A 12,544-nucleotide genomic window follows, 5' to 3' on the forward strand; every position below is an offset into this window, starting at 1 on the left:
GCAGCGAGTCGGCGAGCAGTCTGCGGGCCTCCTCGCCGCCGTTCGCCTTCCACTCCGCGACGATGGCGTCCACGTCGCTCAGCGGACGGCGGCCGCGCAGCACGTCGGTGAACTTGTCCTCGGTGGGCACCTGGTTGGCCTTGTAGGCCGCGGGCATCTCCAGCTTCACCCCGGCCCAGGGGTTGGGCTCCATGTGCTTGACCATCTCGTTGGAGTACGCGAGCACGTCCGGCACGAAGCGCGGGGTGTCCGGGAACGGCCCGATGGTGGGGTTGCGGCCGCTGATGAAGAAGTACTGGTTGGCGATCTCCTTGAACGCCAGGTCGGTCTTGACGGGACCGTTCGGCGACGGGGTGTGGTGCTTGCCCGCCACGCCGAAGTCCCGCAGCTGGGCCTCCTGGCTGCCCAGCGGCGCGGAGCACCAGTTGATGATCCGCAGCAGCTCCTGGACCCGGTCCTTGCCGAGGCCCTTCTTGACGAACGTGTAGGAGATCGGCTCGTCGTCTCCCCAGACCAGCGGGTCGCCCCCGGTGGCGGAGAAGACCGGCACCGGCTGGATGTTCAGCTTGGGGTTGGTCTTCTGGTGCTCGGCCTGGGCGCCCTGCCAGAAGCCGATCCCGTCCTGGAGGAACACGATCGCGCCGTTCTTGGCGAACAACTGCTTGGCGTCCGCGCCCCTGCTGGCCACGATGTCCGGGTGGACCAGGCCGTCCGCGTAGATCTTGGCCATGACCTCCAGCGCGCGGCGGAACTCCGGGGTCTCGTACTTGAACTCGGGCGTGCCGTCCGGCTTGACCCGCCACCCGCCCTTGTGGCCCGGCACCTTGTGGAACATCTGGATCATGGCGAAGACGTCGTTGAACGCCCACACCTTGCGCGCCGGGTCGGTGACCTGCTTGGCCGCGGCGAGCAGGTCGTCCAGGTTCGACGGCACGCCCAGGCCGCGGGCGTCGAGCACGTCCTTGCGGGTGAACAGCGCCCACGGGAACGGGCCGTCCGTGGGGTTGGGCACGGACATGATCCGCTCGTTCCACACCGCGCGCCGCCAGGCCCCGGTGGGGAAGCTCGCCAGCATCGGGTACGCGGCGGCGGCGTCGCCCTTGAGGTGGTCGGTCAGGTCCTCGAAGAGCACCTTGATCGCCTCGGCGAAGCGCGGGATCTTCTCCACCTCCCACCCCGGCACGCACAGCAGGTCCGGTACGTCCCGCGCGCCGAGCATCGCGTTGAGCTTGTCGGCGTACGTGTTGCCGTCCTGGATGGTGAAGTTGACGGGTACGCCCAGCTCGGCGTTCACGGCCTGGAGGTAGGCGCTCTGCGCGGCTCCGGGCGGCGCCGGGCCCCAGGCGGGGGTCATGGCGGTGACCTGCTTGCCGCTGGTGCCGGGCTTGTCGGTGATGGCGTCGACGAGGTTCGCCGGATAGCTGGTGTAGCCGTCGGGCACCGGGCGCGTACCCGTGATGTCGGGTTTGATGCCGCCGGGCAGGTCCTTGCGGGTGGGAAGCAGGCCGGAGACGGCGTCGAGGTTCTGGGCGGCGCCGGAGCCGGCCGGCTTCTCCGAGCAGCCGGCGAGCAGCGGGCCGGTGGCGGTGGCGGCCACGCCGAGGCCGACCAGGCCGAGGAAGCGGCGGCGGGAGGAGCCCGGGTCGGGGTGGTGCGCGGTCATCGGTCCCCCTTCGGGAAGGGAAGCGCAGTGGATTAGTTCGTATGGATGGTCAACAAACTAATCACGACCGTGAGCTTGCACAAGGGCGGACCGCGTCGACACGACCGTCAGGCCGGGCAGCGGTCGGACAACGCGTACCGGGTGAGGACCACGTCGCCGATCTGGCGCACCTCGACCACCCGGGCCCGGCGCCCCGGGTGCCACGGGAAGCGGCCGTCCCCGACGAAGCGCGGCGCGCGCCCGTCCCCCACGAAGAACGGCGCCACGACCAGGTGCAACTCGTCGGCCAGGCCGGCGGTGAGGAACTGGCGGTGCACCGTCCCGCCGCCCTCCACCATCAGGCGCGTCACCCCGCGCCCGGCCAGGTCGGCCACCACCGCCTCCGCGGTGGCCGGATCACCCGCGTCGACCACCGTGGACACCGCGCCCACCTGCTCGCGGGCCTTGTCCACCACGCCGCTCGGGCAGTACACCAGCTTGAGCCCGTCGCCCGCGGTGAAGAACCGGGCCCGCGGGTCGAGGTCGCCGCTGCCGGTGACTGTCACCTTCACCGGCGACGGCGGCAATCCGCGCGTCACCCGCTCGGCGCGCCGGTTCTCGCTGCGTACCAGCAGGCGGGGGTCGTCGCGGCGCACGGTGGCCGCACCGACCAGGATCGCGTCGCACCCGGCCCGTGTCGCGTCCACGCGGTCCAGGTCGTCGTCGTTCGACAGCAGCAACCGCTCGGTGCTCGCGTCGTCGATGTAGCCGTCGATCGACATCGCGCAGCTGAGCAGCACGTACGGCCGGGTGGTCACGGCACGAACGGCAGGTCGAGGGCGTGATCGGCGCGGGTCACCTTGGCCGCCAGGTAGCCGGCGTTGGCCGGCGACAGGTGGACACCGGTGGACACCCGGTCGGCCACCGTCACGCCCAGCCGTTCGAGCTGGGCCGCCTTGTCCGGGTTGTTGCTGAGCAGAGACACCCGGTCCACGCCCAGCGCGGTGAGCATCTGCGCGGCCACCGTGTAGTCGCGCTCGTCCGCACCGCGCCCGAGCGCCAGGTTCGCCTCGTACGTGTCGAGGCCGCCGTCCTGCAGGGCGTACGCGTCGAGCTTGGCGTACAGGCCGATGCCGCGCCCCTCCTGCCGCAGGTAGAGCAGGTAGCCGCCGGCCTGGGCGATCCGCTCGACCGCCTCGCGCAACTGCGGGCCGCAGTCGCAGCGCTGGCTGCCGAACACGTCCCCGGTGAGGCACTCGCTGTGCGGGCGGACCAGCGGCGGGTCGGCGTCGGCGTGCTCACCGAGACCGAACGCCAGGTGCTCGCGGCCGTCGACGAGACCGTGGAAGGTGTGCACGCGGGCCGTGGTCACGTAGCCGTCGGGGAACCGGAGCGGAACCGTCACGCGGGTCCGGACCGTCGCGGTGGGCAGCGTTTCGTCCATGGTTCTCCTGTCGTCCGGTCGCCGGGCGGACCCGGCGACGCACACCTCGCTCCCCCACCGTAGGCGGGATCACCGACAGTTGCCGGGCTCGCGCCGAGGCAGCCGCCGTGTGAGCAGCACCGCGGCGCCGGGGAGGCTGGCCACCAGGACCAGCGCGCCGTACACCGTGCCGGTCGCCACACCCTGCGCGGCGGTCAGCCCGGCCGAGGCGAACGCCCAGGCGGCCACCCCCTCGCGCGGCCCGAAACCACCGACGTTCAGCGGCACCGCCATGGCCAGCAGGGCCAGCAGCGTCAGCGGCAGCAGGTGCGACAGCGGCGCGTCCGCGCCGGCCGTGCGGGCGGCCACCACGAACGTGGCCAGGTGACCGGCGAACACCACGGTCGAGGCCACCACCACGCCGGCCCAGGTCCGGCGGCCCAGCACCCCGGAGCGGACGTCGGCGACAGCGGTCCGGGCGGCCCGGGCGAGGCGGGACGCCCCGGAACGGGGCACCGCGCGGGCGGCGAGCACCAGCGCCAGCGCGACCACGGCGAGCACGGCCGCGAGGGCGGGCAGGTACCGGCGTACCGGCGACGGGAACGCGGCGAGCAGCGCCACCGCGATGACCACCTGCACCACCTGCCCGGCGGTGCGCTCCCACACCACCGCCCGCACACCCCGGGCCACGTCCCCGGCGTCGCGGCCGTGCCGTACCGCCCGGTGCACGTCGCCGAGCACGCCGCCGGGCAGTGTGGAGTTGAGGAAGACCGCCCGGTAGCAGTGCGCCACCGCGGCGCGCATCGGCAGCCGTACGCCCAGCCCACCGGCGACCAGCGACCAGCGCCAGGCGCAGCAGACGGTGGTGATCACGCCGATGCCGAGCGCGGCGGCCAGCGCGGGCGCGTCGATCAGCCGCAGCCCGGCCAGGAACGGGCCGGTGCCCACCGAGGCGACGAGCGCGGCGAGCACCGCGAGCCCGAGCAGCGGGCGGATCCAGGCCCGGCCCGTCCGGGCCCGGCGCGGCGGCGCGGGCGTGACTGCCGGTACGGGTCCGGCGACGGCGACGGCGACGTGTGACAAACGGTCCTCCCTCGTTCCCACCGGTTGTCACGTGCCAGCAGCCGGTTCGGTTCAGCCGGTGAGCAGGTCCGCGTGGTGCAGCACCACGTCGAGCCGTCCGGCGGCGGCCTCGGCGAGCCGCCACTTCTGATACGTCGCGGCGGGCCCGGACAGATGCGGTCGTTCCTCGATCGCGGCGTCGACCCAGCCGGTGAGCCACTCGGCGGCCAGTTCCGCCTGCTCCGCGCCGAGCCGCCACGGGGTCGGCCGCACGAGCGTCTCGACGCCGTGGCGGCGGAACGCGGCCACGGCGACGTCCACGGCGTCCGGCCCGAGCAGCGCCCGGCCGTCGACGGTACGACGCTGGTGGGCGTTGAACGCCGCGGTCAGCTCGGCGTCCAGCGGGTCCGGCGGGGTGAACTCGGCCCGCCCGGTCACGGTGAGCGCGAACAGCGTCGGGTGGCCGGCGCAGGCCGCCGCCATCCGCTCGACCTCCTCCGCGGTGAGCATGTCCAGCAGCGCCGACGCGGTGATCAGGTCGGCGTCGGCCAGGTCGGCGGCGGTCAGCCGGGTCACGTCGGAGCCGCGCGTGGTCACGGTGACCTCGGCGCCGTCGGCGGCGGTGAGCCGCCCGGCCCGGGCCAGCGCCAGCAGGTCCGCGTCGCGTTCGTGCAGCACCCAGCGCTGCGGGCCGGGCAGGCGGGGCGCGAGCCAGCGGGTCATCGATCCGGTGCCGCTGCCCAGGTCGTGCACGACGAGCGGCCGGCCGGCGGGCAGCCGGTCGCGGACCGCGTCGGCCAGCTCGGTGCTGCGGGCCGCCGCGTCGGCGGGCTCGCGCAGTCGCAGCCAGTCCGCGAAGCCGGGCGGGAGTGAGGTGGTCATGCCGCGGTCGCCTCCTTCAGTGCCGTCGCCAGCCGGTCCACGGTGACCGGCCAGCCGGTGAGGGTGTGCCGCCGCTGCCGGGCGGCGCGGCGCAGCCGGTCCCGCAGGCCCGGGTCGGTGAGCCAGCGGCGCAGCGCCGCGGCGGTCGCCCCCGGATCGCCCGGCGGCACCAGCAGACCGGGCCGGTCGCCGCCGGGGGCGTGCCCGAGCGTGTCCGGCAGGCCGCCGGTGTCGCTCGCCAGCACCGGTACGCCCCGGGCCAGTGCCTCGGTGACCACCATCCCGTACGTCTCCCGCCGCGACGGCTGAACCAGCAGATCGGCTGCCGCGTACGTGGCGGCCAGGCCGGGTCCGGTGCGCGGACCGGTGAGCCGGACCCGGCCGGCGAGACCGGTGGCGGTGAGCCGTCCGCGCAGCCGGTCGGCGAACGCCCGGTCCCGGTCCGGTGGACCGACCCAGTCGCAGGTCCAGTCCAGGTCGGCCACCTCGGTGAGCGCGGCGGCGAGCACGTCGTGGCCCTTCACCGGGGTGACCGCGGCGACGCAGAGCAGCCGTCCCCCGCCGGGCGTGCCGTCGGCGACGGGCGCCGCGTCGACGCCGGGTGGCGCGACAGTCACCCGTTCGGGGCGCAGCCGGTAGCGGTCGAGCAGCCGGTCGCGGGTCCACGCGCTGGTGGCGACCACTGCGGTGGCCGCCGCCAGCGACCGTGCCTCGGTCTCGCCCTCGATCGGCAGGTGCACCAGGATCACCAGGCGCAGCCGCGCGGCGTGCGGGGCGAGGACGTCCGGCACGGTCGAGGCCACCAGGCCGTCGAGCAGCACCGGTACGCCGTCGGGCAGCCCGCCGAGCAGCCCGGCCAGGTCGGCGCGTTCCCGTGGACCCGGGTGCGGCCAGCCGCCGGGTACCTGGTGTTCGCGTACCGTCCAGCCGCGCGCGGACAGGCCGCGGCAGACCCGGCGGTCGTAGGCGTTGCCGCCGCTGGGGTCCGCCGGGTCGTCGATGTCGCCCGGCAGCACCACGTGGACGACTGTCATCCGGTCAGAGCGACCGCTCGTAGCTCGCCCACGCGATGTGCGACTCGTGCAGGGTGACGGTGATCCCGGCCAGGCCCCGCGCGCCCTCCCCCAGCCGGCCGGCGTGCACCGCGTCGGCGAGCCGGTCGGCGATCGTCCGCGCGAGCACCTCGGTGGTGGTGTTCACGCCGGCGAAGGCGGGCTCGTCGTCGAGGTTGCGGTAGTTCAGCTCGGCGAGCACGGCCTTGAGCTGCTCGGTGGCCAGCCCGATGTCGACAACGATCCCGTCGTCGTCCAGCTCGGCGCGGCGGAACGTGGCGTCGACGACGAACGTCGCCCCGTGCAGCCGCTGCGCCGGGCCGAAGACCTCGCCGCGGAAGCTGTGGGCGACCATCATGTGGTCCCGGACGGTCACGCTGAACACGATCACTCCTCGCCGTAGGTGATGAGATGACACAGCGCCGGCAGCTCGCCCGAGGCGAGCCGGTCCAGCACGTCGGGCAGGTCGTCGAAGCGGGACCGGCCGGTGAGCAGCGCGTCGAACACCGGGTCGGCCAGCAGGTCCAGGGCGAGCGCGAGCCGGTCGGCGTAGCTGCGGTCGGCCCGCCGGGGCGAGACGGTGCCGACCTGGCTGCTGCGGATGCCGAGCCGCCGGGAGTGGAACGCACCGCCCAGCGCCAGCGTGACCGGCCGGTCGCCGTACCAGCTCAGCTCCAGCACGGTGCCCTCGGGGCGCAGCAGCTCCAGGCCGCGTTGCAGCCCGTCGGCGGTGGCGCTGGCGTGCACCACCAGGTCGCGCTCACCGGTGGCGTCGGCGGGCGTGGCGAAGCCGGCACCGAGCGCGGCGGCCACCCCGGCGCGTGCCGGGTCGGCGTCGACGAGTTCGACGCGTACGCCGGGGAAGCGGGTCAGCAGCGCGGTCACCGCGCAGCCGACCATCCCGCCGCCGATCACCGTGACCCGGTCACCGACCAGCGGGGCGGCGTCCCAGAGCGCGTTGACAGCCGTTTCCACGGTGCCGGCCAGCACCGCGCGCTGCGCCGGTACGCCGTCCGGCACGACGGTCACGGCGCCGGCCGGGACCACGTACGCGCTCTGGTGCGGGTAGAGGCAGAAGACGGTACGGCCGAGCAGCCGTTCGTCGCCCGCCTCGACCGTGCCGACGCTGAGGTAGCCGTACTTGACCGGTGCCGGGAAGTCGCCCTCCTGGAACGGCGCGCGCATGGCGGCGTGCTGGTCGGCCGGGACGCGGCCGGTGAACACCAGTGTCTCGGTGCCGCGGCTGACGCCGGAGAAGCGGGTCCGGACCAGCACCTCACCGGGGCCGGGGGCGGCGAGCCGGACCGGCCGGATCTCGCCCTCGCCGGGGGCGCGGAGCCAGAACGCGTGGGCGTCGACCGTCACGAACTCTCCTCTTCCCCGCATTCCGACCGAGTTGTCGATCATAAACACGGAAGCGGGGCGTCAGCGGTTCGAACCGCCCGCGACCCGATGCTCAGGCGGCGCGCCGGCGCTGCTCCGTACGCCAGGTCTCCGGCTCGGCCCGGTCGGCGTGGCGGTCCCCGGCCAGTTCCATCGCCCGGTGGGCAGCGGTCAGCGCGTCACACGGCGCGACCTGACCGTCACACAGCAGGCTCTCGCACCGGCCGGCCTCGTCGGGGCGGTGGGCGACTGCAACGTCGTACGCGGCCCGCCAGAGCAACGGGTCGGTGACTCCCCGTGGCAGGTCGGCGTCCAGACTGGACCTGTTGCGGATCGTGTCGGGCACCGTGTCCCCCTTTGCGTCGTCGCTACCGTCCCAGTGACCGGTTGAGCGCAGATCAAACCTTTCACCTGCGCACATGTCGCGACCAGCGGTGTTTGTCACGCCGGATAGGCCCGCGTCTCGGCTGCCTTGACCGCCGCCCAGACCGCGCGGCCGGGAACCAGTCCGAGATGGGCCGCGGCGGCGGGCGTGACGTCGGCGGCGACCTCGACCGGCCCGGCCAGTTGGACGCGCAGGTTGTCGCCGTGGCGTTGCACGCCGGTGACGGTGGCGGCCCACACGTTGCGCGGGCTGCCCTCGGGCCGGGACGGGTGCAGCGCGACGGCGGCCGGCGGGTACGCGACGAACGCCTCACCGTGGACGGTGTCGGCGGTGGTGAGCGCCAATTCACCGACGGTGACGGTGTGTCCGTCGGCGCGGCCGCGGTGCAGGTTGAGGCCGACCAGCCGGGCCACGTAGTCGGTGCGTGGCCGGGCCGTGACGGTTGCGGCGTCGCCCTCCTGCACCACCCGGCCGTGCTCCACGATGACCAGTCGGTCGGCGAGCACCAGGGCGTCGAGGGGGTCGTGGGTGACGAGCAGCGTGGCGCCGGGGTGCGCGCCGAGGTGGCGCTGGAGTTCGGCGCGGGTGTCCAGCCGGGTCCGGGCGTCGAGCGCGGCGAGTGGCTCGTCGAGCAGCAGCAGCGCCGGGTCGACGGCGAGCGCGCGGGCCAGCGCGACCCGCTGCGCCTGGCCGCCGGAGAGCTGCCGGGGCCGGCGCCGGGCCTGGTCGCCGAGGCCGACCCGGTCCAGCCACTCCTGGGCCCGGGTGCGGGCGGCGCGCTTGCCGGCGCCCCGGCGGCGCGGCCCGAACGCCACGTTGTCCAGCGCGCTCAGGTGCGGGAACAGCAGGTAGTCCTGGAATACCACGCCGACCGGCCGTCGTTCCGGCGGTGTCCACACCCGGCGGTCCGGCCGGTCCAGGTCGGCACCGTCGAGCGTGAGGTGACCGGCGCTGAGCGGGTGCAGTCCGGCGAGCACCCGCAGCGCCGTGGTCTTGCCGGCGCCGTTGGGGCCGAGCAGCGCCACCACCTCACCGGCGGCGATGCGCAGCCGCACGTCGAGGGTGAACCCGTCCCGCTCGGCGACGAGATGCGCGTCCAGCACACTCATGTCGTCCCGACCCACTTGTCGCGCAGCGCGGCGAGGATGACCACGGAGACGGTGAGCAGGATCAGGCTCAGCACGATCGCGGCCTGAAGGTCGGTCTCCAGCGCCAGGTACACCGCCAGCGGCATGGTCTGCGTGCGGCCGGGATAGTTGCCGGCGAAGGTGATGGTGGCGCCGAACTCACCGAGCGCGCGGGCCCAGCAGAGCACCGCCCCGGCCGCCACGCCCGGGGCGACGAGCGGCAGCGTGACCCGGGTGAACGTGGTGAACCGTCCGGCTCCGAGCGTGGCGGCGGCCTCCTCGTACCGGGGGTCGGCGCCACGGAGCGCCCCCTCGACGGCGATGACCAGGAACGGCATCGCCACGAACGCCTCGGCCAGCACCACCCCGGCGGTGGTGAACGGCAGCGTCACGCCGAACGTCTCGTCCAGCCACGACCCGATCAGCCCGCGCCGGCCGAAGACCAGCAGCAGCGCCACGCCGCCGACCACCGGCGGCAGCACCAGCGGCACCGTGACCAGCGCCCGGACCAGCCGCCGCCCGGGGAACTCCACCCGCGCCAAGAGCCAGGCCAGGGGTACGCCGAGCGCCACGCAGAGCAGCGTGGCGACGGTGGCGGTCTCCAGCGACAGCCGCAGCGCGGTGAGTACGCCCGGTTCGGTCAGCCGCTGGGGCAGCGTGGTCCAGGGTGCCCGGAGCAGCAGCCCGGCGAGCGGCAGGACGAGGAAGGCGAGGCCGAGCCCGGCGGGCACGAGCAGGGCGATCGGCGCCCGCTGCCGGCGTACGGTGCGGCTCATGCGCCGGGCGGCGCCTGGAACCCGGCGGCGGTGAGCACGGCGAGCCCGGCGTCCGAGCGGACGAAGTCGACGAAGGCGCGGGCGCCGGCGGGGTTGCCGGCGGCGCGCAGCACCACGATCGGGTAGTCGTTCACCGCGCGCGCCGACTCGGGGAACTCGACCGCGTCGAGCCCGGGTGCGGCACGGACGTCGGTGCGGTAGACCAGTGCCGCGTCGACCTCGCCGAGGCGCAGCTTGGCCAGCGCGCCCTTGACGTCCTGTTCGAGCGTGGCGGGGGTGAGCCGCACGCCCGCGGCGTCCAGCGCGGTGCGCGCGGCGGCGCCGCAGGGCACCTGCTCCGCGCAGAGCGCCACCTTGACGCCGGGGCGGGCGAGGTCGGCCAGGCCGCCGACCCGGGCCGGGTTGCCTCGGGGTACGGCGACGACGAGTTGGTTGCGCACCAGCACTGCCGGTTCACCAGCCGCGTCACCGGCGTCGGTGACCGTCTTCATGGTGGCCGGGGAGGCGGCGGCGAACACGTCGGCGGGCGCGCCCTGGGTGATCTGGGTGGCGAGCCCGGAGCTGCCGCCGAAGTTGAACGTGACGGTGCTGCCGGGGTGGGCGGCCTCGTACTCCTTGCCGAGTGTGGTGAACGACTCGGTGAGCGAGGCGGCGGCGAACACGGTCACCGGGCCGGCGCCGTCGGGACCGGCCGGTTCGCCGGCGCCGCCACAGGCGGTCAGGCCCAGCGCCCCCACCAGCGCGGCGGCGAGCGCGGCGCGGATCCACCGTACGGTCACGGGCTCGTCCTTCCCCTGGGGGTGGCTCGCTCGACCACGACGGTGGTCGACTTGATCACCGCGACGGCGACGGAGCCGACCTGGAGGTCGAGGTCGTCGACGGCCTCGCGGCTCATCAGGGACACCACCCGGAACGGCCCGGCCTGGATGTCCACCTGGGCCATCACGGTGTCCTTGACGACGGCGGTGACGATGCCGCGCAGCCGGTTGCGGGCCGAGGACAGCTCGGGGTGGCCGGGTGCGCGGACGAACGCCGCCACGTCGGCGCCGTCGAGCACCCGGTGGCCGTGCTCGTCGCGGGTCGCAGGCAGCTTGCCGGCGTCGATCCAGCGGCGGACCGTGTCCGCGCTGACCCCGAGCAGTTCGGCTGCCTCACCGATCCGGAACACCGTCACGCGCTCACCCTAGCGGCCCGCAGGTGCGAGCCGGAAGTGGCGTGGCAGCTCGCATCCGCAAACCGTGAGGCGGCTCGGAACGCGGAACTGCGGTTCAGTCGGCCGGGGTGATCCGGACCCGGCGCAGCAGCTGGGCGTTGAGCGCCACGACGATCGTCGAGGCGGACATCAGCACCGCGCCCAGCGCCGGGCTGAGCGCGATCCCCGCCCAGGCGAGGACACCGGCGGCGAGCGGGATCGCCACCACGTTGTAACCGGCTGCCCAGGCCAGGTTCTGCCGCATCTTCCGGTACGAGGCGCGGGACAGCCGGATCACGCCGCCGACGCCGCGCGGGTCGGACCCGGCGAGCACCACCCCGGCGGACTCGATCGCCACGTCGGTGCCGGCACCGATGGCCAGCCCGACGTCGGCGCGGGCGAGCGCCGGGGCGTCGTTCACGCCGTCGCCGACCATCGCCACCGTGAGTCCCCGGTCGCGCAGCTCGGCCACCGCCTTGTCCTTGTCGGCCGGGAGCACCTCGGCGAAGACCTCGTCGACGCCGGGCCGGAACCCGAGGTCGGCGGCGACCGCCTCGGCGACCGGGCGCGCGTCGCCGGTGATCATCACGATCTTGCGTACGCCGAGGTCACGCAGCTCGGCCACGGCGGCCCGCGCCTCCGGGCGGACCTGGTCCTCCAGCCCGAACGCGGCGACCACCTCCGGCGGGCCGCCCTCGGGCAGCCGGACCAGGTGCAGCACCGCGGCGCCCCGGCCCGACCACTCCCGCGCGGCCCGGGCCAGGTCGTCCGGCACCGGGGCGTCGAGTTCGCGCAGCAGGGCCGGCCCGCCGACCGCCCAGTCCACGCCGTCCACGGTGGCGCGCACACCCCGGCCGGTCAGCGCCCGGAAGCCGTGCGCGGCGGGACGGGTGCCGCGGGCGTCGGCGGCGGCGACCAGAGCCCGGGCCAGCGGGTGCTCGCTGTCGGCCTCCACCGCGCCGGCCAGGGCCAGGGCGGCCGTCTCGTCCGTCCCGCCGGTGGCGGCCACCCCGGTCACCGTGTGCCGGCCGGTGGTGAGCGTGCCGGTCTTGTCGAACAGGACGGTGTCGACGGTGCGCATCCGCTCCAGTGCGAGCCGGTCCTTGACCAGGATGCCGGCGCGGGCCGACAGCGCCGTCGACAGCGCCACCACCAGTGGGATGGCCAGGCCGAGCGCGTGCGGGCAGGCGATCACCAGCACCGTCACGGTACGTACCACCGCCTGGTCGCTGTCGCCGAGCAGCGCCCAGACCGCGAACGTCGCCAGGCCGGCGAACGCCGCCAGGTAGAACAGCAGCGCGGCGAACCGGTCGGCGAGCACCTGCGCGCGCCCGCCGGAGGCCTGCGCCTGCGCCACGAGCCGCCCGATGCCGGCCAGCGCGGTGTCCGCGCCGACCGCCTCGACGCGTACCCGGAGGGTGGAGTCGGTGGCGACGGTGCCGGCGACGACCCGGTCCCCGGCGGCGCGGGCCACCGGCCGCGACTCCCCCGTGATCATCGACTCGTCCAGTTCGGCGGCGCCCTCGACGATCCGCCCGTCGGCCGGCACCCGCCCGCCGGGGCGCACCAGTACCAGGTCGCCCACCCGCAGCTCGCCGACCGGCACCGGATGCGGCCGCC

Annotated in this window: 14 protein-coding genes; all 14 read right to left on the minus strand. The window is 74.9% G+C overall.

All coding sequences use genetic code 11. The features are described from left to right. The coding region (locus tag ACPCK6_RS27940) for an extracellular solute-binding protein (RefSeq protein WP_423482687.1) at positions 1-1,663 on the minus strand (1,663 nt) is incomplete at its 3' end. A gap of 107 nt (positions 1,664-1,770) precedes the next feature. Next, positions 1,771-2,460 carry a RibD family protein gene (locus tag ACPCK6_RS27945; RefSeq protein WP_396882490.1) on the minus strand — a complete coding sequence of 230 codons (690 nt, stop codon included), beginning with the start codon at positions 2,458-2,460 and terminating at the stop codon, positions 1,771-1,773. After that, entirely contained in the window at positions 2,457-3,086 is a 630-nt protein-coding gene (locus tag ACPCK6_RS27950; RefSeq protein WP_318334390.1) for a GTP cyclohydrolase II, read from the minus strand. Before ACPCK6_RS27950 ends, ACPCK6_RS27945 begins: the two co-directional genes overlap by 4 nt. 69 nt (positions 3,087-3,155) lie before the next feature. After that, complete coding sequence (locus ACPCK6_RS27955; RefSeq protein WP_423482689.1) at positions 3,156-4,061, minus strand: lysylphosphatidylglycerol synthase transmembrane domain-containing protein; 906 nt, start codon at positions 4,059-4,061, stop codon at positions 3,156-3,158. 138 nt (positions 4,062-4,199) lie between these two features. After that, entirely contained in the window at positions 4,200-5,009 is an 810-nt protein-coding gene (locus tag ACPCK6_RS27960; RefSeq protein WP_396882489.1) for a methyltransferase domain-containing protein, read from the minus strand. Further along, positions 5,006-6,043, minus strand: coding sequence for a glycosyltransferase family 4 protein (locus ACPCK6_RS27965; protein WP_396882488.1), 1,038 nt, complete (start codon positions 6,041-6,043; stop codon positions 5,006-5,008). Before ACPCK6_RS27965 ends, ACPCK6_RS27960 begins: the two co-directional genes overlap by 4 nt. 4 nt (positions 6,044-6,047) lie before the next feature. Then, positions 6,048-6,446, minus strand: a complete 399-nt coding sequence (locus ACPCK6_RS27970; RefSeq protein WP_013286764.1) for a 6-pyruvoyl trahydropterin synthase family protein — start codon at positions 6,444-6,446, stop codon at positions 6,048-6,050. A gap of 2 nt (positions 6,447-6,448) precedes the next feature. Continuing rightward, on the minus strand, positions 6,449-7,468 hold the full coding sequence (locus ACPCK6_RS27975) for a zinc-dependent alcohol dehydrogenase (protein WP_396882487.1): 1,020 nt from the start codon (positions 7,466-7,468) through the stop codon (positions 6,449-6,451). 49 nt (positions 7,469-7,517) lie between these two features. Next, positions 7,518-7,790 carry a hypothetical protein gene (locus ACPCK6_RS27980; protein WP_396882486.1) on the minus strand — a complete coding sequence of 91 codons (273 nt, stop codon included), beginning with the start codon at positions 7,788-7,790 and terminating at the stop codon, positions 7,518-7,520. Between the two features lie 95 nt (positions 7,791-7,885). Next, positions 7,886-8,938: an ABC transporter ATP-binding protein gene (locus tag ACPCK6_RS27985; RefSeq protein ID WP_396882485.1), complete on the minus strand. Its 1,053-nt coding sequence runs from the start codon at positions 8,936-8,938 to the stop codon at positions 7,886-7,888. Beyond that, positions 8,935-9,732 (minus strand): ABC transporter permease, encoded by a 798-nt coding sequence (locus ACPCK6_RS27990; protein WP_396882484.1) that lies wholly within the window; start codon positions 9,730-9,732, stop codon positions 8,935-8,937. The genes ACPCK6_RS27985 and ACPCK6_RS27990 overlap by 4 nt, the downstream gene beginning before the upstream one ends. Next, positions 9,729-10,511, minus strand: a complete 783-nt coding sequence (gene modA, locus ACPCK6_RS27995; RefSeq protein WP_396882483.1) for a molybdate ABC transporter substrate-binding protein — start codon at positions 10,509-10,511, stop codon at positions 9,729-9,731. Before modA ends, ACPCK6_RS27990 begins: the two co-directional genes overlap by 4 nt. Beyond that, positions 10,508-10,906, minus strand: coding sequence for a TOBE domain-containing protein (locus ACPCK6_RS28000; protein ID WP_210895255.1), 399 nt, complete (start codon positions 10,904-10,906; stop codon positions 10,508-10,510). Before ACPCK6_RS28000 ends, modA begins: the two co-directional genes overlap by 4 nt. Before the next feature lie 94 nt (positions 10,907-11,000). Next, positions 11,001-12,544: heavy metal translocating P-type ATPase (locus ACPCK6_RS28005; RefSeq protein ID WP_423482688.1), on the minus strand; the 1,544-nt coding region annotated here is incomplete at its 5' end.

This window comes from Micromonospora sp. AB353 (assembly GCF_049538395.1).
Taxonomy (GTDB): Bacteria; Actinomycetota; Actinomycetes; order Mycobacteriales; family Micromonosporaceae; genus Micromonospora; species Micromonospora aurantiaca.

Excerpts from the sequence above, each read along its gene's own strand:
- ACPCK6_RS27975 (WP_396882487.1), bottom strand. The coding sequence starts at position 7,468 with ATGATCGACAACTCGGTCGGAATGCGGGGAAGAGGAGAGTTCGTGACG.
- ACPCK6_RS27960 (WP_396882489.1), bottom strand. The coding sequence starts at position 5,009 with ATGACCACCTCACTCCCGCCCGGCTTCGCGGACTGGCTGCGACTGCGC.
- ACPCK6_RS27990 (WP_396882484.1), bottom strand. The coding sequence starts at position 9,732 with ATGAGCCGCACCGTACGCCGGCAGCGGGCGCCGATCGCCCTGCTCGTG.
- ACPCK6_RS27965 (WP_396882488.1), bottom strand. The coding sequence starts at position 6,043 with ATGACAGTCGTCCACGTGGTGCTGCCGGGCGACATCGACGACCCGGCG.
- ACPCK6_RS27950 (WP_318334390.1), bottom strand. The coding sequence starts at position 3,086 with ATGGACGAAACGCTGCCCACCGCGACGGTCCGGACCCGCGTGACGGTT.
- ACPCK6_RS27985 (WP_396882485.1), bottom strand. The coding sequence starts at position 8,938 with ATGAGTGTGCTGGACGCGCATCTCGTCGCCGAGCGGGACGGGTTCACC.